Raw genomic sequence first — 24,734 nt, 5'->3', positions numbered from 1 at the left:
AGTGTTACGTCCTTTAATTCGCAGCCAACTGGGAGGCGGCCTCAGCCGCGGCCAGCGCCGTATCGTAATTCCCGACCAGCGCCGCAACGGCGGGTCCGGTGATGTCCAGAACCAGCGCCGGATAAACGCCAAGCAACAACGTCATTACCACGAGCGGCGCAAATATCCAGCGCTCGCGCGGGGTCATGTCGGTGATCGAGCGCAGGCTTTCCTTGATCAAATCGCCCATGACCACCCGGCGATAGAGCCAGAGCGCGTAGGCCGCAGAGAAGATCACGCCCGTCGTTGCCACAGCCGCCACCCATGTGTTGACCTGGAAAACCGCCATCAGCGTCAGGAATTCGCCGACAAACCCTGAGGTGCCCGGCAGACCGACATTGGCCATGGTAAACAGCATGAAGATCAGCGCATAGGCCGGCATCCGGTTCACGAGGCCCCCGTAGGCGTCAATATCGCGGGTGTGCATCCGGTCATAAATCACGCCGACGCAGAGGAAGAGCGCGCCGGAAATGAACCCGTGGCTGATCATCTGGAAAATCGCGCCGTCCAGACCCTGTTGATTGGCGGCAAAAATGCCCATGGTCACAAAGCCCATGTGGGCGACGGAGGAATAGGCGATGAGTTTTTTCATATCTTCCTGCACCAGCGCCACCAGCGAGGTATAGACAATCGCAATCGCGGAGAGCCACAGGATCATCGGCGACCAGATTTCCGCCGCCACCGGGAACATCGGCAGGGAAAAGCGGATGAAGCCGTAACCCCCCAATTTCAGCAAGATCGCGGCCAGCACGACCGACCCCGCGGTCGGGGCCTGCACGTGGGCATCGGGCAGCCATGTATGCACCGGCCACATCGGCATTTTGACCGCGAAGCTGGCGAAAAAGGCCAGGAACATCAGGGTTTGCAAGCCGCCCACGACGGTCACGCCCGCGATGGAGAAGGTCTCAAAGGCGAATTGGTGGTTCAGCAGCACTTCGATATCCGTGGTGCCCGCGTCGGAGAACATGCCCACCATTGCCACCAGCATCAGCACCGAGCCGAGGAAAGTGTAGAGGAAGAATTTGAAGCTCGCATAGATGCGGTTCGCCCCGCCCCATATCCCGATGATCAGGAACATCGGGATCAGACCGGCCTCAAAGAATAGATAGAACAGCACCAGATCGAGCGCCATGAACACGCCAAGCATCAGCGTTTCCAGCAGCAGGAAGGCGATCATATATTCCTTGACCCGCTTTTCCACGTTCCAGGAGGCCGCGATCACCAGTGGCATCATGAAGGTCGTCAGCATGACGAAGAGCACGGAAATACCGTCCACGCCCATCTTGTATTGCAGGCCCAAGAGCCAAGGTGCCTGTTCCACAAACTGGAAACCCGTATCATTGGGGTCAAACCCGGCCAGGATGAACAGCGACACGAGGAAGGTCATGGAAGTCGCCGCCAGCGCCAGCCATTTGGCGTTGCGGTTGGCCGCCTCATCATTTCCACGCAGGAAAACCGCAAGGATCAAGGCCGCCATCGCGGGGATGAAGGTCACAATCGACAGAAGGTTGTCCATCAGTTTGCCCCCCCGCTCATCGTCATCCAGGTCACGAGCACGGCAATGCCGATTACCATGGCAAAGGCATAGGTGAAGATGTAGCCGGATTGCGCGCGCCCCGCGAGCCGGGTGAAGAACGGGATGATCCCCATCGCGACGCCGTTCAATCCGCCGTCAATCACATCGCCGTCGCCACGCTTCCACAGCATTCGCCCGATCCATTTGGCCGGCCCGACAAAGATTACGTCATAAAGTTCGTCAAAGTACCATTTGTTCTTGAGGAACAGATAGAGCGGACGCTGGTTTTGTGCCAATCGACCCGGCAAGGAAGGGTTCTTGATGTAGAACCAATAGGCGGTCAGGAAACCAATCAACATTGCGGCAAAAGGCGAGGTTTTCACCCAATAAGGCACCTTATGCGCATCATCGAGCAAGGTATTGTCGGGGGCCATATATATACCACCCTCTCCCGGTTGCCCGGCAAAGGCGTAATGGTGTTCGCCTTCCTTGGCCTCGCCGTGGCTGTCTTCTGCTGCGGTGGTCTCTTCGCCATGCGCGCCCGCTTCGGCGTAGGGGATGCCGTAGAATTTGGCGACTTTATCGGTGTGACCAAAAAAGGAGCCGTACCACACCATACCCGCGAAAATCGCACCAAGCGCCAGAACGCCCAAGGGCAGGATCATCGTCATGGGGCTTTCATGCGCGTGATCATGGGTGTGTTTGTCGCCACGCGGCTTGCCATAAAAGGTCAGGAACATCAGCCGCCAGGAGTAGAAACTGGTAAACAGCGCCGCAATCACCAGCGCCCAGAAGCCATACATCGTTCCAGCGGCATAGGCGCTTTCCACAATCGCATCCTTGGATTGGAACCCGGCGAAACCGATGGGAATATCGCCCAGCGTGAAGATCCAGACCGGAATACCCAAGCCGGTAATAGCCAGCGTCCCAATCATCATGGCGGCAAAGGTATAGGGAATTTTCTTGCGCAGCCCGCCGTAGTTCATCATGTCCTGCTCGTGGTGCATCGCGTGGATCACAGAGCCCGCACCGAGGAACAACATCGCCTTGAAGAATGCATGGGTGAAGAGGTGGAACATGGCGGCGGAATACATGCCAACGCCTGCGGCAACGAACATGTAGCCCAGCTGCGAGCAGGTCGAATAGGCGATCACGCGTTTGATGTCGGTCTGCACCAGACCGACGGTGGCGGCAAAAAACGCCGTTGTCGCACCGATGACGGTCACAAAGGCCATGGCTTCGGGCGCGAACTCCATTATCGGGGACATGCGGCAGACCAGGAAAACACCCGCCGTCACCATGGTCGCGGCGTGGATCAGCGCGGAAACCGGCGTCGGCCCTTCCATCGCATCGGGCAGCCAGGTGTGCAGCAGCAATTGTGCCGATTTCCCCATCGCGCCGATAAACAGCAGCATGGCGATCAGATTGGCCGCATTCCATTCGCCCCACAGGAACGTCAGTTGCGTTTCAGCCAGGTCAGGTGCTGCGGCAAAGACATCATCAAAATTGATGCTGTCAGTGAGGAAAAACAGCGCAAAAATTCCCAGCGCAAAGCCGAAATCGCCCACGCGGTTGACCACAAAGGCCTTGATCGCAGCCGCATTGGCGGAAGGTTTGCGGTAATAAAACCCGATCAGCAAGTAGGAGGCGACGCCCACGCCCTCCCAGCCAAAGAACATCTGCACAAGGTTGTCGGCTGTGACCAGCATTAGCATCGCGAAGGTGAAGAAGGAGAGGTAAGCAAAGAAGCGCGGCTTATAGGTTTCGCCCTCTTTCCACTGCGGGTCCTTGTCCATGTAGCCAAAGGAATAAAGGTGTACGAGGCTGGAGACCGTCGTGATCACCACCAGCATGATCGCGGTGAGCCGGTCCATGCGGATCGCCCAATCCGTTGAGAGCGTCCCGCTTTCAATGAACCGCAAAATCTGGATTTGCTCGGTTGTGCCGTCAAAGCTCAGGAACACGACCCAGGACAAGATCGCGGAAACAAACAGCAGCGCCGTAGCGATCCACATGGCCGCCGCCTCACCGAAGACTTTCCAGCCGAAACCGCACAGAAGCGCGCCAAGGAGCGGGGCAAAGAGGATGATGGTTTCCATGATCTCAGCCCTTCATCACGTTGACGTCTTCCACGGCGATGGTGCCGCGGTTGCGGAAGAAACAGACCAGAATGGCCAGACCAATTGCCGCCTCCGCCGCAGCAACCGTAAGAACAAAGAGCGTGAACACCTGCCCCACGAGATCACCGAGGAAGCTGGAGAAGGCGACCAGATTAATGTTCACCGCGAGCAGCATCAGTTCAATGCTCATCAACAGAATGATGATGTTCTTGCGGTTGAGAAACAGCCCGAAGATGCCAATGACAAAAAGCGTCGCCGCCACTGTCAGGTAATGTTCAAGTCCGATCATGATAGTAATTCTCCCGCGACCTGCTCTATTTGTCGGCGTGAGAAACTCGCGCCCTCAAGGTCTTCTCTGAGTCGTGCTGTATCCCAGTGATAGCTGTAACTTCTGGCCAAACGCTTCACTTCCGCTAGCCTGTCCAAATCCTTTGGGTGCAGATTTTTTCCGTTAGCACACGCCAAAAATCTATCCCAAGCATCTTTAACCGCGTCGGGTTGATGTAGCACAACTATAGCCCCTGCCCCGGTTTTACGTCTTTCAATTCCATCGCGACGGCCGGGTCGCGCATCATCTGGGCCACCACGTCCTGACGTTTCACATCCGAGCGGTGGCGCAGGGTCAGTACAATCGCCCCGATCATCGCGACCAGCAGGATCAGGCCGGACAGCTGGAACAGCAGGAAATACTGATCATAAAGAATCATCCCCAAAGCTTCGGTGTTATGGCGATCCACGGGGGCAACCTGCGCGCGCAACCCTTCAGCGGCGGCATTGCTTTCCCAGGCCCCGAAAGCCATCACAAATTGCATCAGGATCACCAGGCCAATGAGCAGCGCCAGCGGCATGTATTTCGCCATCTCCGCCTTCAGCTCGGCAAAATCCACGTCCAGCATCATCACCACAAAGAGGAACAGCACCGCGACCGCGCCCACATAGACGATGATCAGAAGCATCGCGACAAATTCCGCGCCCAGCAGCACGAAGAGCCCCGCCGCAGACAAAAACGCAAGGATCAGCCAGAGCACCGAATGCACCGGATTGCGGCTGATGACCGTGAACAGCCCGCCTGCGATGACGCTGATGGCGAATAGGTAAAAGGCAAAAACCGTCATGTCGCGTCCTTCTCTTCGTCCAATACCTGCTGTGCCAGTTCCAGCGCGCGGGTCATGGCGGGCAGCCCTGCAAACATCGACATCTGCCCGATGGTCTCGACAATATGCTGCTGTGTGGCGCCGGCCTCAACGGCGTGACGCACGGCCTGGCGAAACGCCATATCGTTCTGCGCGCCCTGCATGGTGAGCCCCGCGAGCGTCAATAACATGCGGGTGCGGGCATCCAACGCACCCTCGTTCAGCGTATTGCCGAACATCATTTCCATCATGTCTTTGGGCATCGTGCCCATCATTTTTTCGAAACCTTTGGGGGTGAACGCCTCCATCGCGGGATAGCTTTTCGCCATCTCCTGCGCCTGCTCCATCATCGCGGAAAAAGGGTTTGCGCCCTCAAATGGGTTCTTTGGATCGCTCATCGGTAGGGTGCATCCAGTTCGAGGTTACGGGCAATTTCGGCTTCCCACCGCTCGCCATTGGCCAGCAGTTTGTCCTTGTCGTAATAAAGCTCTTCGCGGGTTTCGGTGGCGAACTCAAAATTGGGACCTTCAACAATGGCATCCACCGGGCAGGCTTCCTGACAGAAACCGCAATAGATGCATTTGGTCATGTCGATGTCATAGCGCGTGGTGCGCCGACTACCGTCATCGCGCGGTTCGGCGTCAATGGTAATCGCCTGAGCGGGACAAATCGCTTCGCAGAGCTTGCAGGCAATGCAGCGTTCCTCGCCATTTGGATAGCGTCTGAGTGCGTGTTCGCCGCGGAAACGCGGGGAAAGCGGGCCTTTTTCATGCGGGTAATTCAGCGTCGCCTTGGGCGCGAAGAAATACTTGAGGCCCAGTTTCATGCCGACCCAGAAATCCTGCAACAGGAAGTATTTCGCGGCGCGGGTATAGTCGATCTGTGTCATTGTTTCTTTGCCTCCCTGTAGATGTCGCTAACGACACCTTCAATTGCTTGCCTGACAACGCTCTCATCAATGTCGTCGACGCTGGAGGCCAAGCTTGGCAAATGCCACGCTAGCGACTGAGCCAAATCAGTAACATGCTCATCATCGGTCAAATTAAACGTAAAATTTTCCCTCTTCACATCAGCCTCCTACGGTCCAGCGGGCATAAGCCCCCCAGAACCAATCAAATTTTGCGGCAAAAGCCACGAAAACCACCCAGACCAGCGAGAAGGGCAGGAAGACCTTCCAGCCCAAACGCATCAATTGGTCATAGCGGTAGCGTGGCGTGATCGCCTTGACCATCGCGAAGAGGAAGAAGAAGAACGCCATCTTAGCGACCATCCATAGCGCCCCATCCGGCAGGCCGGGGATCGGGGAGAGCCAGCCGCCAAAAAACAGCAGCGTGGTCAGCGCGCACATCAGGAAAATCGCGATGTACTCACCGGCCATGAACAACAGGAAGGGCGTGGAGGAGTATTCCACCTGATAGCCCGCGACGAGTTCCGATTCCGCTTCGGGCAGATCAAACGGGGGTCGGTTAGTTTCCGCCAAACAGCTGATAAAGAACAGAAAAACCATCGGAAAATGCGGCAGCCAGTACCAGGAGAAAAACCCATAGGCCCCGTCCTGCGCCGCCACAATGCCGCCGAAATTCATTGATCCGGTCGAGATGATCACACCGATGATGATCAACCCCAGCGAGACCTCATAGGAGATCATCTGTGCCGCAGAGCGCAGCGAGCCGAGGAAGGCGTATTTGGAGTTCGACGCCCAGCCGCCCATGATCACGCCGTAAACCTCGAGCGAGGAGATCGCGAAAACAAACAGGATGGCGACGTTGATATTGCTCAACACCCATGTTTCGTTGAACGGAATGACCGACCAGGCCAGCAGCGCCAGCACAAAAGACGCCATGGGCGCGAGCATGAAGACGGTCTTGTCGGCCCCCGCAGGCACCACGACTTCCTTGACCACGTATTTCAACGCATCCGCTACCGTTTGCAGCAAGCCAAAGGTGCCCACCACGTTCGGCCCGCGCCGCATCTGCACAGCGGCCCAGATTTTGCGGTCGCCGTAAACCAGAAACAGCAGCGATATCATGACGAAGGCCACAACCGCCAGCACCTGTGCCAGGATCAGAACGGCGATGCCGCCAGGAGTGGTAAAGAAATCAGCCATAGGTCCTCACACCGTCGGTATTCCAGTTTCCTGACAAGCTGTCACGGTGACTTCGGCGTCAATCGTGGCAACCCCATCAGGCAGGGTTGGCGAGATGGTGTAAACAGCATCTGCCGCCCACACGCCACCCTCTTTGGTCACATTTGTACGCAAATGTCTTGCGAATCCGTAACCCCGGATCAGCGTATATTGCGCGGCGGCACATTCCGCGTAGCGGCGCACGTCCTTTTCGGACAGCGCCTTGGTCATGGCCACGTTGAATTGCACCAGATCACCATCCAGCAAACGGGTCTCGACCCCGAGGTATTCAGGGATGAAATCCTCCGCAGTCGGCACGAGCGGCGCGCAGGCCACAAGCGCCAAGGGCGATATGAAAGCGAAGGGCTTCATTCGCAAGCAAGCCTTGGTTTGCGAAACCCTGTCACGGTCCAGTCTTCGCCACCCGGTTTCGCAACAAGCGTGTAAACGCATTCTTGCGAATAGGGCTGATAGCTTGTCGAAGTGCTGGTAACGGTTGCCCAGCCACCGGAGCCATAAATATTGGATGTCGTCGGGTTTGTGATCGGAATGACGCCAGATTCCGTAATATTCCACTGAAATGCCCGTGTTCCATCCGGCAAATCGAACACGCCGGTGGGCTTACCGTAATCCAACATCGGTTCGGTTATTGATTTGCCAACATAGCCCTGCATAATCTGGCTGGCACAGCCGGCCAATGAGACCAGCACAGCGGCTAGACCAAATAACGTTTTTGATCTCAAGCGTATCATTCCGCCGCAATAGCCTCCTGCTGGCGCGCCTTCGCGTTGGCGCTCAGCTCCGCCATCAGCTGGCTGGCGCGCGCGATCGGGTTTGTCAGGTAAAAATCCGTGACTGCGGAACGGAAGGTGGCATCACCGAGCGCGCCCTGTTCCAGCGGTTGCCAGGTATTCTCGGCGACGTCATCGATCTTGCCCAAATGCGGCACGTCCTTGACCAGCGCCTGGCGCAGCGCCACGATGCTGTCATAGGGCAGTTGCGTGCCCATCTGAGCGGATAAAGCACGCAGAATTGCCCAGTTTTCCTTGGCCTCTCCCGGCGCGAATCCGGCGCGGAAAGCCAGTTGCGGGCGCCCTTCGGTGTTCACAAATAGCCCCGGCTCCTCGGTATAGGCCGCCCCCGGCAGGATAATATCAGCGCGATGCGCGCCCCGGTCGCCGTGCGAGCCCTGATAAATCACCGTCGGACCCGCCGCGATGTCGATCTCATCGGCACCGAGGTTATAAATCACCTCCGCCGCGCCAAGGGCGTCCATCCCCTCCGGCGTGCAGGCCCCGATATCCATCGCGCCGACCCGCGCCGCCGCCGTGTGCAGCACCATGAATTTAGAACCCGTCTTGCTCGCCAGCGCCATGGCTTCGCCCAGAACCGCCGCCCCATCGGCTTCACGCAGCGCGCCCATGCCCACGACCACAATCGTCTCTTTGTCCAGAGCCTCGGAATAATCCTCCCCGAGCAGCGTGCTCAAAGCGGCGCGATCCGTTCCCGCGTGGTGGTATTCATACGTCAGATCAACGGCTTCTCCGACCAGCGTCACATTCGCGCCCTTGGTCCAGGCCTTGCGAATACGCGCGTTCAGCACCGGGGATTCCACCGCCGGGTTGGTGCCGATCAACATTATGGCATGGGCCGTGTCGATATCCTCAATCGCCGCCGTGCCGACATAAGCGCCACGATTGCCGATGGGCAATTTCGCCCCATCCGTGCGACACTCGACGACACCGCCCTGCCCCTCGATCAACTGCTTGAGCGCAAAGGCGGCCTCGACCGGCACCAGATCGCCCACAAGCCCGGCCAGCTTTCTGCCCGCCATTGCTTGTGCCGCCGCATCCAGCGCCTCCGGCCATGTGGCCACACGCAGCTTGCCGTTCTCGCGGATATAGGGTTTGTCCAGCCGCTGCCGGCGCAGCCCGTCCCAGACGAAACGCGTCTTGTCCGAAATCCATTCCTCATTCACACCGTCATGATTGCGCGGCAGGAATCGCATGACTTCGCGTCCCTTGGTATCGACCCGGATATTGGCACCAAGCGCATCCATCACATCAACGCTCTCGGTCTTGCTCAACTCCCAAGGGCGCGCGGTAAAAGCGTAAGGCTTTGAAACCAAGGCACCAACCGGACATAAATCAATGATATTGCCCTGGAGATTCGAATTCAGCGTTTCGCCCAAATAGGAGGTAATTTCGGCATCTTCACCGCGCCCCGTCTGGCCCATTTGATGAATGCCGGCGACTTCGGTGGTAAACCGCACACAGCGCGTGCAGGAAATGCAGCGCGTCATATGCGTCTCGACCAAGGGTCCCAGATCAAGGTCCTCGGTCGCCCGTTTGGGCTCGCGATAGCGCGAAAAATCTACGCCGTAAGCCATCGCCTGATCCTGCAAATCGCATTCCCCGCCCTGATCGCAAATCGGGCAATCCAGCGGGTGATTGATCAGCAGGAATTCCATGACCCCCTCGCGGGCCTTCTTGACCATCGGTGAATTGGTTTTCACCACAGGCGGCTGGCCTTCGGGACCGGGGCGCAAATCCCGAACCTGCATCGCACAGGAGGCCGCAGGTTTCGGCGGCCCGCCCACCACTTCGACCAGACACATGCGGCAATTGCCCGCTATGGTCAGCCGTTCGTGATAGCAAAAGCGCGGGATCTCGATGCCCGCCTCTTCACAGGCCTGGATCAGGGTCATGGCACCGTCGACTTCGACTTCATGACCATCGATAATGACTTTGCGTAAGTCGCTCATATCATTTGCCTTTATCTATCATATCGCCCGCAGACGCATGTTCATTTCATCTCGCGCCCGCAGGCGCTCTGTTATTTCTGGCGCAGCAAGGTGCCGATCTTGCTGTTGCGTTCGATCTCGGATTTGCCAAGCGCGCAATAGCCCGCTTCATCCGGTTCCAGCCCCTGCTGTGCCATGTACGTGCGTGCGCGCGCACGCAAGCGGTCTTTTTCAACGTCCGATTCCACATGTGCGTCGATCTCGGCCTTTGTATAGCCCATCGCCATGGCCTGATTGTTCAGATCCTGCAAAGCCCCCAACGCCTTGAAGACACGCGGAGATATCACCGGACAGTTCTTGCGGATCTGATCCGCGAGACCGATCACGAACAACCCATCGTCAATCGACTTCACGTCTCTGAGCGGTGCGATATCCGCACCCGCCCCGCTCGCCGATAAGACCCCGGCCAGACAAAGTGCAATCACCCTGTCGCGCATTACCACGCCCTCCTGCGCAACCAGATACCCCGGTTCTGAGCGCCAACACATTTCTGGCGACATGCAATGTCCCACAGCGCGCGGGCCCGGATCAAATGCGAAACGACTTTGGTCACTGTGGGCAGGCTCCCTGCAGGGTCAAAGTATCATTACTGATGGGCATGGCCTCATCGGGGTCATCCGGCCCAACGACCCATTTGATCGCAGAGGAGCCGTATTCATTGACGCAAAACACCGTCGCCTCATAACGCGCGGCCTCCTTGGCCCCCAGCAGCGAGCGCGATACCGGCGAGGCCGTCACGCGGAACTCATGGCGCGCGTCCAACTGATCAAGGTCGGTGCGGTAAAACTGCCCGTCAAAACTGATCTTCTCCGCCTCATTGCTGCAAGCGGCCAGCACGCAGCCCACCATCATTATGCCAATACCCGCTCTCATGCGCCTACTCCGCTACAACCGGGGCGCAACGGTTGTCGCGCCACTGGCTTGCTTCATTCAAATACGACCAGCCAAAGGCGTGATCACTGTCCCCGTGGGTTTTCAGATGCTCCAGCCGCGCCAGGGCCTCCTCCAGCGTCGGCTCATAGCCTTCCGGCACCCACCACATCACGAAATGCATCTCTCCGAGCACTTCGAACCATTCCTGGCGGCGCGCGTAAAACTGCTTGTGCACAGTGCCCCAGACGAATTTCTCCAGCGTCTCGACGCTCTCCCAGACGGTCAGGTTGGAGACATAAAGCGGATCACCATCAATGGCGTTTTCCGTATTCCCCGTGCCCGGCTCGCCCGAGCCTTCCATCATCCACACAAACCCCGGCATACGCTTGCCAAGCCCGTTGATCCGGTCAAGGTTCTCCATGAACTCCGCCACACGCGGATCATCAGTGGGGGCCGCAAGGCGACCGACGTTGAGTTCGGCGAGGTGGTATCCAGCGGGCCGTTTCAAAACGCAGCCACCAAGCCCAAAACGGCCAGCGCGAGCACGCACAACAGCCCAGTCGCAAACCCTGCCGACCGCAGGGCTTGGTTTTCTGTTTTGATATGAGCGACAGCCATACCGACACGTGCCAGTATGAAGACAGAAGCAAAAAGATTTACCCAAAACGGGGAAGCGCCGGTCAAAATTGCAGCCATCAGCGCTGCAATGAACGGACCAGACGTTTCCACCGCATTCATAAATGCCCGCTCGGAACGATAAACCGGGTCAGCATAGTTCCGATGGGGTTTCCCACAGGCACATCGGTTCTCAGCACTACGGCCCCGCGTTGATTGCATGCCAAGGATCGGCACCAATATCGCCCAAAGCGCCAATGATGCCAGTGCATGGGAATAAGCTTGAAAAGCTTCCATCAGATCTACTCCGCCGCCACAGCACTCACGCGCCCTGTCCGCTTGTGCTTAATCCGGTCTTCAATCTCATCCCGAAAATGGCGGATCAACCCTTGGATTGGCCAGGCCGCCGCATCGCCAAGCGCGCAGATCGTATGACCCTCGACCTGCTTGGTCACATCCAGCAGCATGTCGATCTCTTCGGGTTCCGCCTCGCCTGTCACCAGACGGTCCATCACGCGCATCATCCAGCCGGTGCCTTCGCGGCAGGGCGTGCATTGCCCGCAGCTTTCATGCTTGTAGAACTTCGAGAGCCGCCAGATCGCCTTGATCACATCCGTCGAATTATCCATCACGATCACCGCCGCCGTGCCGAGGCCGGAGCGTTGTTCGCGCAGGTAATCGAAATCCATGATCGCGTCTTTCATCTGCGCGCCGGGGATCATCGGCACGGACGACCCACCCGGGATCACCGCCTTGAGATTGCCCCAGCCGCCACGGATACCGCCACAATGGGTCTCGATCAATTCCTCGAACGAAATCGACATCGCCTCTTCGACCACGCAGGGGTTGTTCACATGCCCGGAAATCGCGAAGAGTTTCGTCCCCGCATTGTTCGGGCGGCCAAAGCCCGCGAACCATTCCGGTCCACGGCGCAGGATCGTCGGCACAACGGCAATTGATTCCACGTTATTCACCGTGGTCGGACAACCATAAAGACCCGCACCCGCAGGAAACGGCGGCTTCATCCGAGGCATGCCCTTTTTGCCTTCTAGGCTTTCCAGAAGCGCAGTTTCCTCACCGCAAATATAGGCCCCCGCCCCGTGGTGCAGATAGATGTCGAAATCCCAGCCCGACCCGGCGGCGTTTTTGCCCACCAGCCCGGCGTCATAGGCCTCGTCGATGGCCGCCTGCAGCGCTTCCTTCTCGCGAATGTATTCGCCACGAATATAGATATAACAAGCATGCGCATTCATCGCGAAAGAAGCGATCAGGCAGCCCTCGACCAACGTATGCGGATCATGGCGCATGATCTCGCGATCTTTGCAGGTGCCCGGTTCAGATTCATCCGCGTTCACCACCAGATAGGCCGGTCGCCCGTCGCTTTCCTTGGGCATGAACGACCATTTCAGACCGGTCGGAAAGCCCGCACCGCCGCGCCCGCGCAGACCCGACGCCTTCATCTGGTCCACGATCCAATCGCGCCCCTTCTTGATGATCGCGTCCGTCCCGTCCCAATGACCACGCTTCTGCGCGCCCTGTAGCGTGCGATCATGCATGCCGTAGATATTGGTAAAAATGCGGTCCTTGTCCTGAAGCATCACGCTCCCCTTTTACTCGTTGTCGCGCAGAGATTTCCGTGCGCGCCGTATTTGTAAAGACACCACCAGCGCCCAGAAGAGCCCTGCAAGTGCCGCAAAATCAAAAAGAAATGCATAACGTCCGGGCAAGCCCAGCATCGGGCCAATCGAGATCGCCAAAAACCACAGCACCATAGTGCCCGCAATCACCATGCTGACGCGCCGCCCCCTGGCGGCCAAAACCGCGTCCTGCGGTTTACTCGGTGAATTATGCGCACTCATCGCGGTTTCCCGCCCTTCTCTCAGCTTTTACGTTTTTTCTTTGAAAACTCAGTGTCCCCACCAGCCGCAAGGGTCTTGGCTTGCCCGATCCAATCATCCCGCTCAATCCGACCCTTGAAGCGCAGGCGTTCATCAACCCAGGCAATGTCCTCTTTCTTCAGGCCCGCTACCTGATCAAAGTGCCATATTCCAAGGCTGTTGAGGGTTTCCTCAAGCTTGGGCCCCACCCCGCCGATCAGTTTCAGATCGTCCGCACCGCCCGCGCGCGCGCCGTCCGAAAGGCCTGCTGGACGACCATCAGCGGCCGGTTGGGGCGCGGCTTTTTGCGCAGCCGCCTTCTTAGGTGCTGCTTTCTTGGGCGCCGGTTTTGCCGCTTCGGCCGCGACAGGTGCGGATGCAACAGGTGTCGGGACCGCCGCAGGTTTTGGCGTTTCCGGGGCCGCAGACGCTGGCGTTTCCCCAGCCTCAGGGGCCGCCGTGTCAGCGGCGCTCATCTGCGCTGCGATTTCACCGGGTGCAGGCAAGGGCCGCGTCATGATCCAGGAGATCAGGAGCCCCATCACCACCGCGATGACGCCACCCATGAAGACGCCCTGCATGAAGCCCCAGGACCCCAGGACCCACAACAATACCGTCGCCACCGCGCCAATAGCTGCACCCACTATCCAGCTGCCGAGCGCCATTCCGATCAAACCCTTGTCGTTATACATTTCTGTCTCACTTTCCGGTTAATTCCGCGTCAGTTTACACAGTTAACGCATTTTGCAGAGTCGAAAAACTCAAGCGTCATTCTCATCCGCCAAAGCGCGCGCCTGACCGACCCAGTCATCCCGCTCTATCCGACCCTTGAAGCGCAGGCGCTCATCGACCCAGGCGATATCTTCTGGCGTCAACCCTGCAACCTGATCAAAATGCCAGATCCCGAGGCTGTTCAGGGTTTCCTCCAACTTCGGACCCACGCCGCTGATCCGTTTCAGATCATCGGCCCCTTCGGCACGCGCGGCATCAGACAATGCAGCCGGTCGCGCGTCAGATGACGGTTGTTTTGGCGTGGTTTTTTGGGGTGCTTTTTTGGGCACGGGTTTCTTTGGGGCATTTTTATTGGCGGCTTTGCCCTGCCATGGCATCAACAGCGGCACTTCCGTGCCGTCAATCCGCTTGACCGTATCACCGACGTCCACCGCCAGTTGCGCGGAGGCGTTATACTGCGTCTTACCACTATCGTATTCCGTGAGCGATGTCAGACCCTTAAGCGGTTCGGCGGCGTAGCGCCCGTTTTGCGGGCCCGGCACCGGCACCTTGCCGGCGGCCAATTCGTCGATGATTTTACCCATGCGCGCGGCGGTCAGATCTTCGTAATAATCCTTGCCGATCTGCGCCATCGGGGCGTTGGAACAGGAGCCGAGACATTCGACCTCTTCCCATGAGAAATTCCCATCCGCTGACAGCGCGTGTGGTTCCGCCGCGATCTTATCCTTGCACACGGCGACCAGATCTTCTGCACCACAAATCATGCAGGACGTGGTGCCGCAAACCTGAATATGGGCAATCGCGCCAACAGGTTGCAACTGGAACATGAAATAAAACGTCGCCACCTCCAGCGCCCGGATATAGCTCAACCCCAGCATCGCCGCCACATGCTCGATCGCCGGGCGGGACAACCACCCCTCCTGCTCCTGCGCGCGCCACAACAGCGGAATGATCGCAGAGGCCTGACGCCCCTCAGGGTATTTTGTGATCTGCCCTTCCGCCCAAGCCTGATTGTCAGGCGTGAAAGCGAAGCTATCGGGTTGGTCGGGGTGAAGACGGCGGAGCATACTAAGCTTGTTCCTTGTGCGTTACTGGAAACCATTTTCCATCTGGCCCGCGCTTAGCAGCGCCATGGTTCTCGAGGTTCAAAAGAGAAAGGACAAAATCTGACAAATCCATTGGAGGAGTTGGTTTCAGTTCGGAGTACAATTCTTCACTAGAAAAACGTTTGGGATGCTTAAAGATTTCACGAAAAGCATTTTTCGCAGCGTATCGCGCATGGATATTATCAGCCACAGCACCAACTGTTATATCAAGAGGCAACTGAACAATGCCAAACCGGTCTGGATATACCTGACCCAAAATACCGGCTTGAACCATTTCCATCATTAGTTGACGTACTGAATCCTCACTAAGGTCTTCTTTGCGAATATTTAAACTAGTTTCGAAAGATCTTGCGCGTAATTTATTCATAACTTCTGCAACCGAAAGATATGGTTCTGAATTTGCTACGAGTTGATGGACAGCAATCTTGCGCCACTTGGAAAGTTGGTCAGATTGACGCCGTTCGGTTTCTTCTTTCTGGCCTTTTATGAACCCAACAGCAGACCAAACTACGCCTAACAGAGCAGCCAAGATCAAAGTTTGTTCAGCTAATTTAATGGCCTCGTCAAGCGTCACCGATCAATCTCCCCGAACACCACGTCCATGGTGCCGATGATGGCGGCGACGTCGGCCAGTTGGTGGCCACGCGACATGTGGTCCATCGCTTGTAGGTGCAGGAATCCCGGCGCGCGGATTTTGGCGCGGTAGGGTTTGTTGGTGCCGTCCGCCACGAGATATACGCCGAACTCGCCTTTGGGGGCCTCGACCGGGCAATATACTTCGCCTGCGGGGACGTGGAAACCTTCGGTATAGAGTTTAAAATGGTGGATCAGGCTCTCCATCGAAGTCTTCATATCCGCGCGCGAGGGCGGGGTGATCTTGCCACGTGCGAGAATGTCGCCCTGCCCTTCGGGCGCGCGTAGTTTTTCGATGGCCTGGTGAATGATATGGACCGACTGGCGCATCTCTTCCATGCGGCAGAGGTAGCGATCATAACAATCGCCGTTCTTGCCAACGGGAATCTGAAACTCAAACTCATCATAACATTCATAGGGTTGCGCGCGGCGCAGGTCCCAGGCCAAGCCGGATCCGCGCACCATCACGCCGGAAAAACCGTAATCCAGAATGTCCTCTTCGGTGACCACGCCGATATCGGCGTTGCGCTGTTTAAATATGCGGTTTTCTGTCAGCAGCCCGTCGATGTCGGCCAAAACGCGGGGGAAGTCATGCGCCCAGGCGTCGATGTCGTCGATCAAATCTTCGGGCAGGTCCTGATGCACGCCGCCGGGGCGGAAATAGGCCGCGTGCAGGCGCGCGCCACACGCCCGTTCATAGAAGATCATCAGCTTTTCGCGTTCCTCAAACCCCCAGAGCGGTGGGGTCAGCGCGCCCACATCCATCGCCTGTGTGGTAACGTTGAGGATGTGGCTGAGGATGCGACCAATTTCGCAGAAGAGCACCCGGATCAGGGAGGCGCGGCGCGGGACTTGCACGCCGGTCAGTTTTTCAATGGCCAGACACCAGGCATGTTCCTGATTCATCGGCGCGACATAGTCGAGCCGGTCGAAATAAGGCAGGTTTTGCAGGTAGGTCCGGCTTTCCATCAGCTTTTCGGTGCCCCGGTGCAGCAGACCAATGTGCGGATCACAGCGCTCCACAACCTCGCCGTCCAGTTCCAACACCAGCCGCAGCACACCGTGGGCCGCTGGGTGTTGTGGCCCGAAGTTGATGTTGAAATTGCGGATTTTCTGCTCGCCAGTGAGGGCGTCGTCGAAACCTTTGGTGCCGTCCATTAGGAGTATCCTCGCCGTGAGTTCTCTGCACATTTCGTCTCACAAAATCGTTTAGATTCAAAGAGGCGCACCGGACTAAATTCTAGTTCTTGGATTTTTTTTATTTCGGAGAATACGACAGCCATCGCTGCCGATGCGCCAGCGAGGAAAGTCCCAAGTCCACCAAAAAACTCAAACCACATCACCTTTTCTCCAATTCTTGCAGCTTCAGGCCCATCCACCACAACAAGGCAATCGTCCCCAGTGGGATCAGGCAGGCCGCCGCCCAGTATCTATTGATGCCAAAGAACGGCAGCAGCTTGATCATCGGGATTGCCGTCGCCGCGGATAGGATCAGCCACCAGATACCACCCATTACTTGGCCTCCGCCTTGTCGGTTTTCTTCTCATCGCCCGGCAGGATGTATTCCGCGCCCTCCCAGGGGGACATGAAATCGAACTGGCGATATTCCTGTACCAGCGACACCGGCTCATAGATCACGCGCTTTTGCGCTTCGTCATAGCGCACTTCGGTATAGCCCGTGGTCGGGAAATCCTTGCGCAGCGGGTAGCCGCGAAAGCCGTAATCGGTGAGGATACGGCGCAGGTCCGGGTGGCCGGAAAACAGGATGCCGAACATGTCGAAAACTTCGCGCTCGAACCAATTGGCGGAGGGGTGCACAGCGACAACCGAGGGCATCATCTGATCCTCGCGGATGCTGACGCGCAGGCGGATACGATGGTTTTGATACATCGACAGGAAGTGATAGACCACATCGAAACGTTTGGCGCGGCCCGCATAATCCACGGCCGTGATGTCCACGAGGCTGGAAAACTGGCAGGTCGGGTCGGTTTTGAGGAACTCCACCAGACCGGTGATGTTGGAGGGGGTCACATCCAGGTTCAACTCGCCCTGGCTCACATCCCAGGCCAGCACGCAGTCGGTGCGTTTGGCCTCGATATAACCGCCCAGTTCGTTCAATGCATCAGACATCCGCCAGTTCCTCAATTATGCTAGTTGAGCAAATCATTCCTTGATCAACTTGCCCCAGTCATCGTCCGTCTCTTCGACCACAACGGTAACTCCAATACCCAACTCTGCGGTCAAACCACTCTCATCCATTATCGTGAACTGGCGAAATAGCTTTGACCTAACCTTACCATGATAACTGTCGCCACCCTCGCTCGATTTCAGAGCGTTCAGAGACACAAAATCACCTACGTTTGGTAGCCCAGCGAGGTCCGCCAAGCTATCAACCTCGAATCCATGAGACGAGCCCCAATCCTCCGGCCGCTCAGCACCTTTACGAAGTATTTGATACTGAACTCCAATGGAATTAAACTTCGGCTTGTTCATTTTACAGGACTTTCCTTAGCGCACAATAGTCCCGGTGCGGCGAATTTTGCGTTGCAGTTGCATGATGCCATAGAGCAGCGCCTCTGCCGTGGGCGGGCAGCCGGGCACATAGACGTCCACCGGCACGATGCGATCACAGCCGCGCACCACAGAATAGCTGTAGTGGTAATAGCCGCCGCCATTGGCGCAGGAGCCCATGGAGATCACATAACGCGGTTCGGGCATCTGATCGTAAACCTTGCGCAGGGCCGGCGCCATCTTGTTGGTCAGGGTTCCGGCCACGATCATCAGATCCGATTGGCGCGGCGAGGCGCGCGGGGCGGTGCCGAAACGTTCCATGTCATAGCGCGGCATGGCGGTATGCATCATTTCGACCGCACAGCAGGCCAGCCCGAAGGTCATCCAATGCAGCGAGCCGGTGCGCGCCCAGTTGATGATGTCCTCTGTTGAGGTCAGCAGAAAACCCTTGTCCTGCAATTCGCGGTTCAAATCCTGCGTGGCGACATCGCGGTCGAAATCCGCGGTGTTGGCTCCGGCGGCTACTGCCATTCCAGCGCTCCTTTTTTCCATTCATAGGCGAACCCGATGGTCAAAACCCCGAGAAACACCATCATCGACCAGAAAGCGGTCATAGAGATGTCCTGAAAGGCGACGGCCCAGGGAAAGAGGAAGGCGATTTCCAGATCAAAGATGATGAAGAGGATCGACACCAGATAGAACCGCACGTCGAATTTCATCCGCGCGTCGTCAAAGGCGTTGAACCCACATTCATAGGCGGAGACTTTTTCGGGATCCGGATTGCGCACCGCCAGGATCACGGCGGCCATAATCAGCACCAGGCCGAGGCCAATGGCGACGGCCAGAAAAACAAGGATGGGTAGGTATTCCCGTAGCATCTCGTCCAAGGGTTGGCTCCTTCAGGTCTGCCTTTGCGTGTCAAGATCACGCGACCCCGTGGCGAACAGGGCTGTTTGAGGTTTACGCCTGTGTCCGGGCAGGGTCAACGGTTGCGGCCGTGTTTTAGAGCGCCGCCGCCCGGAATATGCCGCAAAGCGCCCGGCAAGTGCACAGTCTGTTCGCCCCGCCGTTCACGCGCGTCACAGCAACCATTTCTCGTTAAAGCAGAGAGGCTTAAGATTCGCATAATGTCTGGGCACTGCGCAGCTGCGAAAAAGAACACGGCCCGTTGCCTACACAGAGCGCAAGTCAGCGGGACGATACGACACACCCGGACTGGCGGGACGATACGACACACCCGGACTGGCGGGACGATACGACACACCCGGACTGGCGGGACGATACGACACACCCGGACTGGCGGGACGATACGACAACTCCGGCGCGCGAAATCCGGCACGACACATCCCACGCACGCGGATTGCGCGTGTTTTCGGCGACTTCCGGCACGCAGCATGGCGATCTGCGCGGGATCACGCCGATCCGCGACGAGATGGCATTGTTATGTGATCCACTGCGGTAAAACCCGCGTAATATTTGCGTGAACCAAATCGCCACAGCGGCGTTGGTTCACCGTAAACGAGAGAAAAAGGACATACTATGAACAGACGTTTTGCCCTCAAAGCGACCCTTGCCGCCACCGCATTGGCCGCGTTGACCGCCTGCGCCCACACGCCCAAAGGCGACGACATTGTCGATATCGCCGCAGCCAACGGTAATTTCAACACGCTGGTTGCCGCCGTACAAGCCGCGGGCCTGGAGGAGACGCTGCGCAGTCCGGGACCGTTCACCGTTTTCGCCCCCACCGATGCGGCCTTTGCGGCCCTGCCCGCCGGCACCGTGGAGAGCCTCTTGCTGCCCGAGAACAAAGACCAGTTGGTGAGCATCCTTACCTATCACGTGCTGCCCGGTGCGGTACAGTCGGGTGACGTGCTTGGTGCGGTGACGAATGTCGCAACTGTGCAGGGCCAGACCGTGCGCGTGGATGGCACCGGCAGCAAGGTCGGCCCCTCGGTCAAGGTCAATGACGCCAATGTCACAGCCGCCGACATTATCGCCAGCAACGGTGTGATCCATGTGATCGACAAGGTGCTGCTGCCCAAATAAGGCCACACCCTGCTGTGACAAGACCAACCCGTCGGGACCACCCCGGCGGGATTTTCATGCGCCTGCCACGGATGTGCAACGTAGTCAAAGGCGCGCTTGGGAACTGGCGCTTGGACAAACCGATCACAGGTTCGACAGGTGTACTGGGATAGTGCTCTTCGATGACGCAGACCTGTGCGGGCTTGTAAGTCAGCCGTTCGATGATCTGTTCGCCAATCTTGCGCATTCCGCAGCCACACTTACATGTCGTCCCATTGATCGGCTCTATAAAGCGTCGATCGCGCGGCAAATGCTGAGGCAGCTCGATCTACTGCGGTCCTCGCAGTCCACGCTTCTTTTTGGGCTTGTCATCGGGCGTTGCAGCGGCACCATCCAAATTTGGCTTACCGCTGTTGGGAACCGGGTCGCCAGGATCTGCATCACCAGTGTCTGGTTTGTCGTCTTTGCTATTCGATTTTTCGCTAGACGGCCCAAATAGCGTATCGCGAAACTTGTTATTTTGCGCCATCAGGCGTCGATTGTCGGCGATTTTGACTTTCAGCTTGGTGCTCATCGTCGACAGAGAGACGGTCGCAGGATTTCGAGCCGGTAGTTAAGGTGGATCAACTTGTGAAAGAAATGATCTCAAATGACGAAACGAAAGAACCATTCGCCCGATTTCAAGGCCAAGGTTGCGCTTGAAGCAATCCGTGAGAAGCCTTGGCATTCCCCGGGCGGATATGACCGCCAAAGTATGCGCCATCAATCTCAACATGGCCTTCCAGAACTTCGCCCGTGTGAACTTCCATCGCCATCGCTTCACGCAGCTTGTGGGCCAGCACGAAAGCCGCTTTGTATTGGCAATCCAGATTACGCGACAATTGCACCATAAATACGCCCTTGGACGCATTCACGATAATGCAGATCGCGGCCAGCAGATCCACAAAGTCCATCTTACGCGAGGCAAAGATCGTGCCGCTGGTCAAGCTGAACTGCTGGTGACAGGTCTTACATTTGAACTTGCGGCGCGAGGTGATCTTGTAGGCTTCATCAAAGCCACAGCATTGGCAAACGGCTTCGCCGTCGGTCTCAGTCCAGCGCATTTTACAGAACGTCTGGTACGCAGCATCTTCACCAACCTTGTAGATCGAACGCAAAAAGAGCGTCCGAGAAGCTGCTGAAAGAAGGAAGTGTTGGGACATTGCACTCTCTTTGATTATCTATATCACAGATAAGTCATATTTAAAATGGCAAATATCACACTTATAGTGCTTTTATCACATATGGAGTGCGCTATTCCAGATCAGAGCAATTGGGAAGCCAAAGCAGCGAATATATTAAAGGCAGAGTTGAAGCGGCAAGGCGTAACATAAGGGTCTGGACGGATCTTCGAGAAACGCTTCTATCGACCCATAGGCCAGCTCAATGCGGCGTGCAGTGATTTCGTTCAGGAGTGCGTTTTCCAGCCTAGTGAGCCAGCGCAGCTTCTCGGGCCTGTTATTCGCACGGTTGGTGTCGATGTGATCGACGACATGCTTATCAGAGGGTGGCGGACCGTTGAAGGCGCTGCAAACGATGCGGTGGATTGGCACACCCGCCAGAAGGTGATAGCCAGTCGTGAAGTTCTGGCGTCCGAAGGTCCATGTTTTGTCGAGTGGACGGGCGCGTTTACGGAATTCGTTCAGTCGATAGGCTCCGCCGTTGTCACGGACGCGGTATCGCTCGCCGCGATATTCGACTTCGACTTCGGTTTCGTAGATCTCCAGCAGGTGGTCATGCTCGCCCATAGGCGTTTTCGAGGATGGCATCTTGCTCTCCAGTGCAAAGGTGTCTCGGCCTTCCCCGGATTGGTCCGGTACCGGTTCTTTTTCGGCAGGCGTGAAGCGAGGCGTCCGGCGCTGCCTTATGCTCTGGACGCACCGAGAGATTGTCGAATGTGTGAGGTCGGAGTCAAGAATATCGTAAGCGTTCGGTCTCACTGCTCTGACGGTCCATAGAGTGTGTTGATAGTGTCCACCAACGATAGTGGACATCTTTAGGGAAGATATGGCGGGCAAGAAGGGTCAGAAGAAGCGGTTCTGGTCGGAGGAGGAGAAGGTGTCGATCTGTGCGCAAACATGCGCGCCAGGGGTATCGGTTGCGCTGGTCGCGCGGCGGTATGCCATGAACACCAACCTGATCCACAAATGGCTGCGTGATCCCAAGTTTGTACCGGATCCGGAGATCATTGAAAAAGAGGTTGCTGAGACGCCATGCTTTCTGCCTGTGGAGATTGTTGACCGGCCTGCCACTCAAGAACCGAGCACCGCGCGTGCGGCCAATACCACATCCGGCCACAGCACGATTGAGATCTACATTGCGGGCGGTCATCAGTTGAGGATTGTCGGTTGCTACGATCCCGGAGCATTGGCTCGGCTCATCCGAGGCCTTTCGGCATGATCCCTGTCCCGGCGAACACGCGTGTCTGGCTGGCTGCTGGTGTGACCGATATGCGGCGCGGGTTCACGACGCTGGCAGCCCAAGCTAAACAAACACTCAAGCAAGATCCGTTCACCGGGCACCTGTTTGTCTTTCGTGGTCGGCGCGGTGACCTGCTCAAAATTATCTGGTGGGATGGCCAAGGTGCGTGCCTGTTCAGCAAGCGCTTGGAGAAGGGTCGGTTCGTGTGGCCATCGGCGAAAGAGGGCAAGATCGCCCTGACCGCTGCCCAGTTGGCGATGCTGCTGGAAGGGATCGATTTGCGTGTGCCACAGCGCAGCTGGACACCGCTCAAGGCAGGATAAACGCCCGCATGGGATTCCCTTCGCGCTGTTGTTTTGCTATGGTCGAGCCATGCTGGACGTAAACAAAACTCTGCCGAAAAACCCCGATGAACTGAGGCAGTTCACGGCTCTTTTGCTGGCTGAAGTGAAGTCTCAAGCAGTCCTGATCGAGAAGCTGCGCCACCAGTTAGCCGGTCAACGCCATCACCGGTTTGGGTCGTCATCAGAAAGCATCGAGCAGCTTCAGCTGGCACTGGAGAACAGTGAGATTGCCGTTGCCAAGATGACAGCGAAGCTGCGTCTTCCTGATGAAGAACCAAAGGATAAGCCCAAGCGCCGCCCGATCCCGGATCATATCCCGCGCATGGAAGTTGAGCTGACCACTGGGGACGACGATTGCCCTCAGTGCAGTGGTGGACTGCGGCGTCTTGGTGAGGACGTGACCGAAGAGTTGGAATACGTTCCTGGCCGCTTCATCGTGAACCGCATCGTGCGCCCGCGCTTTGCGTGTTCGGGCTGCGAAGCCTTCACCCAAGCCACATTACCATCGCGCCCTATTGAACGCGGAAGGCCGGGACCGGGTTTATTGGCACACGTGTTGGTCAATAAATACGCCGATCACCTGCCACTGTATCGGCAGAGCCGCATCTTCGAGCGCGACGGGATCGACATTGACCGCTCAACACTGGCCGACTGGGTTGGCAAATCCACAGCACTATTAGAGCCATTGGCGGATGCAATCGGGCGGCACGTGCTGGCCGGTCAGGCCATCTTTGCAGACGACACGCCGGTAAAGATGTTGGCCCCCGGCACTGGTAAGACCGCAACCGCGCGGTTGTGGGCGTGTGGTGTCATTGCTATCTGGTCTTTCGATCACGTCGGACACGTCTCTGGCCGTGACACTGAACTGCTCGACATCGCATTGACGTTGCATTTGCTGGCTGTTGCTCTGTGGATCGGAGTTCTCACGCCGTTGAAACGACTGACTTCATTACCCAAAACATACACTTCGGCTGCGGATGTCGGGCATCGGTTTGGCGTTGTTGCCACGGTTTCCGTTCCTGCGTTGATCATCGCGGGCGGCTACATGGGCTACCAGCTTGTCGGGTCATTTTCCGCTCTATTAGGAACTGGATACGGGCAGGCATTGATTATTAAAGTACTTCTGGTCGGTGGCCTGTTGGGTTTGGCTGCTGCCAACAAACTTCGATTTATACCTGCGCTACGTGCAGGTGAGCCAACTGCTGCAAACCACCTTTCCAAATCCATATCAGTCGAATGGCTGGTCATCCTTGCCGTGCTGGGAACGACCGCCGTTCTGACGACAAATCTGACTTTGCCAACATGAGGCACCACATGAACAGACGATATTTCTTGGCTTCGATTTCAGTCACGTTGCTGGCGGGATGTATACATGGATAAACGTGGCATGAAGTGGTTGATCCCAACCCTGCTGTCACTGGCGTCAACAGCCGCTGCTGATCACAATTGGGACCACCGCGATATCGTTGTGGGTGAAAGCTTGTACGCAGACAACTGCGTATCGTGCCACGGTGCCGACCTTGAGGGGCAGCCAAACTGGCAATCCCCGAACGCCGATGGAGTGCTTCCAGCCCCGCCGCATGACGGGACGGGCCACACTTGGCATCACGATGATGATCTGCTGTTTGAGTACACCAAATTCGGTGGCTCTGCTGCATTGGCGGTCAGGGGTGTAACTGGATTCAACAGCGGGATGCCCGCCTTTGACGAAACACTCACCGATGAGGAGATATGGGATATTCTTGCTTACATAAGATCAACTTGGTCTGAACGGGAACAGGATGCCCAAGCTAGTCGAAACCCGCCGCACTGATGGCACGAC

Annotated in this window: 33 protein-coding genes and 1 pseudogene; 6 read left to right on the top strand and 28 right to left on the bottom strand. The window is 57.2% G+C overall.

Annotated features, from left to right (window positions below):
• Positions 1 to 13 precede the first annotated feature (13 nt).
• The 25 genes from ROLI_RS06200 to ROLI_RS06080 form a co-directional block, all read right to left on the bottom strand.
• The gene (locus ROLI_RS06200; RefSeq protein ID WP_187428656.1) at positions 14 to 1,555 is read right to left on the bottom strand and encodes an NADH-quinone oxidoreductase subunit M; all 1,542 of its coding nucleotides are present in this window, start codon (positions 1,553 to 1,555) and stop codon (positions 14 to 16) included.
• Entirely contained in the window at positions 1,555 to 3,654 is a 2,100-nt protein-coding gene (gene nuoL / locus ROLI_RS06195) for an NADH-quinone oxidoreductase subunit L (protein ID WP_187428657.1), read from the bottom strand. The genes ROLI_RS06200 and nuoL overlap by 1 nt, the downstream gene beginning before the upstream one ends.
• A gap of 4 nt (positions 3,655 to 3,658) precedes the next feature.
• Complete coding sequence (gene nuoK / locus ROLI_RS06190; protein ID WP_187428658.1) at positions 3,659 to 3,964, bottom strand: NADH-quinone oxidoreductase subunit NuoK; 306 nt, start codon at positions 3,962 to 3,964, stop codon at positions 3,659 to 3,661.
• 223 nt (positions 3,965 to 4,187) lie between these two features.
• A complete protein-coding gene (locus ROLI_RS06185) occupies positions 4,188 to 4,790 on the bottom strand; it encodes an NADH-quinone oxidoreductase subunit J (protein ID WP_187428659.1) in 603 nt (200 codons plus the stop codon).
• Positions 4,787 to 5,206, bottom strand: a complete 420-nt coding sequence (locus ROLI_RS06180) for a carboxymuconolactone decarboxylase family protein (protein WP_187428660.1) — start codon at positions 5,204 to 5,206, stop codon at positions 4,787 to 4,789. Before ROLI_RS06180 ends, ROLI_RS06185 begins: the two co-directional genes overlap by 4 nt.
• On the bottom strand, positions 5,203 to 5,697 hold the full coding sequence (nuoI, locus tag ROLI_RS06175) for an NADH-quinone oxidoreductase subunit NuoI (RefSeq protein WP_187428661.1): 495 nt from the start codon (positions 5,695 to 5,697) through the stop codon (positions 5,203 to 5,205). The genes ROLI_RS06180 and nuoI overlap by 4 nt, the downstream gene beginning before the upstream one ends.
• A gap of 180 nt (positions 5,698 to 5,877) precedes the next feature.
• Positions 5,878 to 6,915 (bottom strand): NADH-quinone oxidoreductase subunit NuoH, encoded by a 1,038-nt coding sequence (gene nuoH / locus ROLI_RS06170; RefSeq protein WP_187428662.1) that lies wholly within the window; start codon positions 6,913 to 6,915, stop codon positions 5,878 to 5,880.
• 6 nt (positions 6,916 to 6,921) lie between these two features.
• Entirely contained in the window at positions 6,922 to 7,305 is a 384-nt protein-coding gene (locus ROLI_RS06165) for a hypothetical protein (RefSeq protein ID WP_187428663.1), read from the bottom strand.
• Positions 7,302 to 7,676 (bottom strand): hypothetical protein, encoded by a 375-nt coding sequence (locus ROLI_RS06160; protein WP_262386386.1) that lies wholly within the window; start codon positions 7,674 to 7,676, stop codon positions 7,302 to 7,304. The genes ROLI_RS06165 and ROLI_RS06160 overlap by 4 nt, the downstream gene beginning before the upstream one ends.
• Positions 7,677 to 7,681: 5 nt before the next feature.
• Positions 7,682 to 9,697 (bottom strand): NADH-quinone oxidoreductase subunit NuoG, encoded by a 2,016-nt coding sequence (gene nuoG / locus ROLI_RS06155; protein ID WP_187428664.1) that lies wholly within the window; start codon positions 9,695 to 9,697, stop codon positions 7,682 to 7,684.
• A gap of 71 nt (positions 9,698 to 9,768) precedes the next feature.
• Positions 9,769 to 10,236, bottom strand: a complete 468-nt coding sequence (locus tag ROLI_RS06150; protein ID WP_262386387.1) for a DUF5333 domain-containing protein — start codon at positions 10,234 to 10,236, stop codon at positions 9,769 to 9,771.
• Positions 10,237 to 10,285: 49 nt separating this feature from the next.
• Entirely contained in the window at positions 10,286 to 10,609 is a 324-nt protein-coding gene (locus ROLI_RS06145) for a hypothetical protein (protein WP_187428665.1), read from the bottom strand.
• A gap of 4 nt (positions 10,610 to 10,613) precedes the next feature.
• Positions 10,614 to 11,117 carry a DUF3291 domain-containing protein gene (locus ROLI_RS06140; RefSeq protein ID WP_187428666.1) on the bottom strand — a complete coding sequence of 168 codons (504 nt, stop codon included), beginning with the start codon at positions 11,115 to 11,117 and terminating at the stop codon, positions 10,614 to 10,616.
• Positions 11,114 to 11,521 (bottom strand): MAPEG family protein, encoded by a 408-nt coding sequence (locus ROLI_RS06135; protein WP_187428667.1) that lies wholly within the window; start codon positions 11,519 to 11,521, stop codon positions 11,114 to 11,116. Before ROLI_RS06135 ends, ROLI_RS06140 begins: the two co-directional genes overlap by 4 nt.
• Before the next feature lie 5 nt (positions 11,522 to 11,526).
• Positions 11,527 to 12,822: an NADH-quinone oxidoreductase subunit NuoF gene (gene nuoF, locus ROLI_RS06130; protein ID WP_187428668.1), complete on the bottom strand. Its 1,296-nt coding sequence runs from the start codon at positions 12,820 to 12,822 to the stop codon at positions 11,527 to 11,529.
• Between the two features lie 12 nt (positions 12,823 to 12,834).
• Positions 12,835 to 13,083 carry a DUF5337 domain-containing protein gene (locus ROLI_RS06125; protein WP_187428669.1) on the bottom strand — a complete coding sequence of 83 codons (249 nt, stop codon included), beginning with the start codon at positions 13,081 to 13,083 and terminating at the stop codon, positions 12,835 to 12,837.
• A 20-nt stretch (positions 13,084 to 13,103) separates the two neighbouring features.
• Positions 13,104 to 13,793, bottom strand: a complete 690-nt coding sequence (locus tag ROLI_RS06120; RefSeq protein WP_187428670.1) for a hypothetical protein — start codon at positions 13,791 to 13,793, stop codon at positions 13,104 to 13,106.
• Between the two features lie 69 nt (positions 13,794 to 13,862).
• On the bottom strand, positions 13,863 to 14,900 hold the full coding sequence (nuoE, locus tag ROLI_RS06115; protein ID WP_187428671.1) for an NADH-quinone oxidoreductase subunit NuoE: 1,038 nt from the start codon (positions 14,898 to 14,900) through the stop codon (positions 13,863 to 13,865).
• 1 nt (position 14,901) lies between these two features.
• Positions 14,902 to 15,513 (bottom strand): hypothetical protein, encoded by a 612-nt coding sequence (locus tag ROLI_RS06110; RefSeq protein WP_187428672.1) that lies wholly within the window; start codon positions 15,511 to 15,513, stop codon positions 14,902 to 14,904.
• Positions 15,510 to 16,730: an NADH-quinone oxidoreductase subunit D gene (locus ROLI_RS06105; RefSeq protein WP_187428673.1), complete on the bottom strand. Its 1,221-nt coding sequence runs from the start codon at positions 16,728 to 16,730 to the stop codon at positions 15,510 to 15,512. The genes ROLI_RS06110 and ROLI_RS06105 overlap by 4 nt, the downstream gene beginning before the upstream one ends.
• Before the next feature lie 181 nt (positions 16,731 to 16,911).
• Positions 16,912 to 17,085: a hypothetical protein gene (locus ROLI_RS06100; protein ID WP_187428674.1), complete on the bottom strand. Its 174-nt coding sequence runs from the start codon at positions 17,083 to 17,085 to the stop codon at positions 16,912 to 16,914.
• Positions 17,085 to 17,702: an NADH-quinone oxidoreductase subunit C gene (locus ROLI_RS06095; protein ID WP_187428675.1), complete on the bottom strand. Its 618-nt coding sequence runs from the start codon at positions 17,700 to 17,702 to the stop codon at positions 17,085 to 17,087. Before ROLI_RS06095 ends, ROLI_RS06100 begins: the two co-directional genes overlap by 1 nt.
• A gap of 33 nt (positions 17,703 to 17,735) precedes the next feature.
• Positions 17,736 to 18,065, bottom strand: a complete 330-nt coding sequence (locus ROLI_RS06090; RefSeq protein WP_187428676.1) for a hypothetical protein — start codon at positions 18,063 to 18,065, stop codon at positions 17,736 to 17,738.
• Between the two features lie 15 nt (positions 18,066 to 18,080).
• Positions 18,081 to 18,614, bottom strand: a complete 534-nt coding sequence (locus tag ROLI_RS06085; RefSeq protein WP_187428677.1) for an NADH-quinone oxidoreductase subunit B family protein — start codon at positions 18,612 to 18,614, stop codon at positions 18,081 to 18,083.
• On the bottom strand, positions 18,605 to 18,970 hold the full coding sequence (locus ROLI_RS06080) for an NADH-quinone oxidoreductase subunit A (protein ID WP_187428678.1): 366 nt from the start codon (positions 18,968 to 18,970) through the stop codon (positions 18,605 to 18,607). Before ROLI_RS06080 ends, ROLI_RS06085 begins: the two co-directional genes overlap by 10 nt.
• Positions 18,971 to 19,251: 281 nt before the next feature.
• Between ROLI_RS06080 and ROLI_RS06075 the strand changes: the two genes are divergently transcribed.
• Both ROLI_RS06075 and ROLI_RS06070 read left to right on the top strand, forming a co-directional pair.
• Entirely contained in the window at positions 19,252 to 19,545 is a 294-nt protein-coding gene (locus tag ROLI_RS06075) for a hypothetical protein (protein WP_338469242.1), read from the top strand.
• A gap of 77 nt (positions 19,546 to 19,622) precedes the next feature.
• A complete protein-coding gene (locus ROLI_RS06070; protein ID WP_187428680.1) occupies positions 19,623 to 20,129 on the top strand; it encodes a fasciclin domain-containing protein in 507 nt (168 codons plus the stop codon).
• Between the two features lie 307 nt (positions 20,130 to 20,436).
• On the opposite strand, the gene ROLI_RS06065 is transcribed toward ROLI_RS06070, so the two are convergent.
• The 3 genes and pseudogenes from ROLI_RS06065 to ROLI_RS06055 form a co-directional block, all read right to left on the bottom strand.
• Positions 20,437 to 20,682, bottom strand: a complete 246-nt coding sequence (locus ROLI_RS06065; RefSeq protein WP_187428681.1) for a transposase — start codon at positions 20,680 to 20,682, stop codon at positions 20,437 to 20,439.
• A 142-nt stretch (positions 20,683 to 20,824) separates the two neighbouring features.
• A pseudogene (locus ROLI_RS06060) lies at positions 20,825 to 21,310 on the bottom strand (transposase); the annotation flags it as partial.
• Positions 21,311 to 21,445: 135 nt separating this feature from the next.
• A complete protein-coding gene (locus tag ROLI_RS06055) occupies positions 21,446 to 21,916 on the bottom strand; it encodes an HNH endonuclease signature motif containing protein (protein ID WP_222869379.1) in 471 nt (156 codons plus the stop codon).
• A gap of 238 nt (positions 21,917 to 22,154) precedes the next feature.
• Between ROLI_RS06055 and tnpA the strand changes: the two genes are divergently transcribed.
• The 4 genes from tnpA (at position 22,155) to ROLI_RS06035 (ending at position 24,725) form a co-directional block, all read left to right on the top strand.
• Positions 22,155 to 22,547, top strand: a complete 393-nt coding sequence (gene tnpA / locus ROLI_RS06050; protein ID WP_187428682.1) for an IS66-like element accessory protein TnpA — start codon at positions 22,155 to 22,157, stop codon at positions 22,545 to 22,547.
• Positions 22,544 to 22,891 (top strand): IS66 family insertion sequence element accessory protein TnpB, encoded by a 348-nt coding sequence (gene tnpB / locus ROLI_RS06045; RefSeq protein WP_187428683.1) that lies wholly within the window; start codon positions 22,544 to 22,546, stop codon positions 22,889 to 22,891. Before tnpA ends, tnpB begins: the two co-directional genes overlap by 4 nt.
• 49 nt (positions 22,892 to 22,940) lie before the next feature.
• Positions 22,941 to 24,218, top strand: coding sequence for an IS66 family transposase (tnpC, locus tag ROLI_RS06040; RefSeq protein ID WP_187428684.1), 1,278 nt, complete (start codon positions 22,941 to 22,943; stop codon positions 24,216 to 24,218).
• A gap of 66 nt (positions 24,219 to 24,284) precedes the next feature.
• Entirely contained in the window at positions 24,285 to 24,725 is a 441-nt protein-coding gene (locus tag ROLI_RS06035; RefSeq protein WP_262386388.1) for a cytochrome c, read from the top strand.
• Positions 24,726 to 24,734 lie beyond the last annotated feature (9 nt).

This window comes from Roseobacter fucihabitans, from assembly GCF_014337925.2.
Lineage (GTDB): Bacteria > Pseudomonadota > Alphaproteobacteria > Rhodobacterales > Rhodobacteraceae > Roseobacter > Roseobacter fucihabitans.
Note: the sequence above shows the minus strand (reverse complement) of the source record. Positions and strands in the feature narration are given on the sequence as shown.

Excerpts from the sequence above, each read along its gene's own strand:
- nuoE (WP_187428671.1), bottom strand. The coding sequence starts at position 14,900 with ATGCTCCGCCGTCTTCACCCCGACCAACCCGATAGCTTCGCTTTCACG.
- nuoI (WP_187428661.1), bottom strand. The coding sequence starts at position 5,697 with ATGACACAGATCGACTATACCCGCGCCGCGAAATACTTCCTGTTGCAG.
- ROLI_RS06120 (WP_187428670.1), bottom strand. The coding sequence starts at position 13,793 with ATGTATAACGACAAGGGTTTGATCGGAATGGCGCTCGGCAGCTGGATA.
- ROLI_RS06090 (WP_187428676.1), bottom strand. The coding sequence starts at position 18,065 with ATGAACAAGCCGAAGTTTAATTCCATTGGAGTTCAGTATCAAATACTT.
- ROLI_RS06125 (WP_187428669.1), bottom strand. The coding sequence starts at position 13,083 with ATGAGTGCGCATAATTCACCGAGTAAACCGCAGGACGCGGTTTTGGCC.
- ROLI_RS06085 (WP_187428677.1), bottom strand. The coding sequence starts at position 18,614 with ATGGCAGTAGCCGCCGGAGCCAACACCGCGGATTTCGACCGCGATGTC.
- tnpA (WP_187428682.1), top strand. The coding sequence starts at position 22,155 with ATGGCGGGCAAGAAGGGTCAGAAGAAGCGGTTCTGGTCGGAGGAGGAG.
- tnpC (WP_187428684.1), top strand. The coding sequence starts at position 22,941 with ATGCTGGACGTAAACAAAACTCTGCCGAAAAACCCCGATGAACTGAGG.
- ROLI_RS06185 (WP_187428659.1), bottom strand. The coding sequence starts at position 4,790 with ATGACGGTTTTTGCCTTTTACCTATTCGCCATCAGCGTCATCGCAGGC.
- nuoG (WP_187428664.1), bottom strand. The coding sequence starts at position 9,697 with ATGAGCGACTTACGCAAAGTCATTATCGATGGTCATGAAGTCGAAGTC.
- ROLI_RS06150 (WP_262386387.1), bottom strand. The coding sequence starts at position 10,236 with ATGTCGCCAGAAATGTGTTGGCGCTCAGAACCGGGGTATCTGGTTGCG.
- ROLI_RS06055 (WP_222869379.1), bottom strand. The coding sequence starts at position 21,916 with ATGCCATCCTCGAAAACGCCTATGGGCGAGCATGACCACCTGCTGGAG.
- ROLI_RS06035 (WP_262386388.1), top strand. The coding sequence starts at position 24,285 with ATGGATAAACGTGGCATGAAGTGGTTGATCCCAACCCTGCTGTCACTG.
- nuoK (WP_187428658.1), bottom strand. The coding sequence starts at position 3,964 with ATGATCGGACTTGAACATTACCTGACAGTGGCGGCGACGCTTTTTGTC.
- nuoL (WP_187428657.1), bottom strand. The coding sequence starts at position 3,654 with ATGGAAACCATCATCCTCTTTGCCCCGCTCCTTGGCGCGCTTCTGTGC.
- ROLI_RS06180 (WP_187428660.1), bottom strand. The coding sequence starts at position 5,206 with ATGAGCGATCCAAAGAACCCATTTGAGGGCGCAAACCCTTTTTCCGCG.
- ROLI_RS06135 (WP_187428667.1), bottom strand. The coding sequence starts at position 11,521 with ATGGAAGCTTTTCAAGCTTATTCCCATGCACTGGCATCATTGGCGCTT.
- nuoH (WP_187428662.1), bottom strand. The coding sequence starts at position 6,915 with ATGGCTGATTTCTTTACCACTCCTGGCGGCATCGCCGTTCTGATCCTG.
- ROLI_RS06200 (WP_187428656.1), bottom strand. The coding sequence starts at position 1,555 with ATGGACAACCTTCTGTCGATTGTGACCTTCATCCCCGCGATGGCGGCC.
- nuoF (WP_187428668.1), bottom strand. The coding sequence starts at position 12,822 with ATGCTTCAGGACAAGGACCGCATTTTTACCAATATCTACGGCATGCAT.
- ROLI_RS06095 (WP_187428675.1), bottom strand. The coding sequence starts at position 17,702 with ATGTCTGATGCATTGAACGAACTGGGCGGTTATATCGAGGCCAAACGC.
- ROLI_RS06105 (WP_187428673.1), bottom strand. The coding sequence starts at position 16,730 with ATGGACGGCACCAAAGGTTTCGACGACGCCCTCACTGGCGAGCAGAAA.
- ROLI_RS06070 (WP_187428680.1), top strand. The coding sequence starts at position 19,623 with ATGAACAGACGTTTTGCCCTCAAAGCGACCCTTGCCGCCACCGCATTG.
- tnpB (WP_187428683.1), top strand. The coding sequence starts at position 22,544 with ATGATCCCTGTCCCGGCGAACACGCGTGTCTGGCTGGCTGCTGGTGTG.
- ROLI_RS06100 (WP_187428674.1), bottom strand. The coding sequence starts at position 17,085 with ATGGGTGGTATCTGGTGGCTGATCCTATCCGCGGCGACGGCAATCCCG.
- ROLI_RS06165 (WP_187428663.1), bottom strand. The coding sequence starts at position 7,305 with ATGAAGCCCTTCGCTTTCATATCGCCCTTGGCGCTTGTGGCCTGCGCG.
- ROLI_RS06145 (WP_187428665.1), bottom strand. The coding sequence starts at position 10,609 with ATGAGAGCGGGTATTGGCATAATGATGGTGGGCTGCGTGCTGGCCGCT.
- ROLI_RS06065 (WP_187428681.1), bottom strand. The coding sequence starts at position 20,682 with ATGAGCACCAAGCTGAAAGTCAAAATCGCCGACAATCGACGCCTGATG.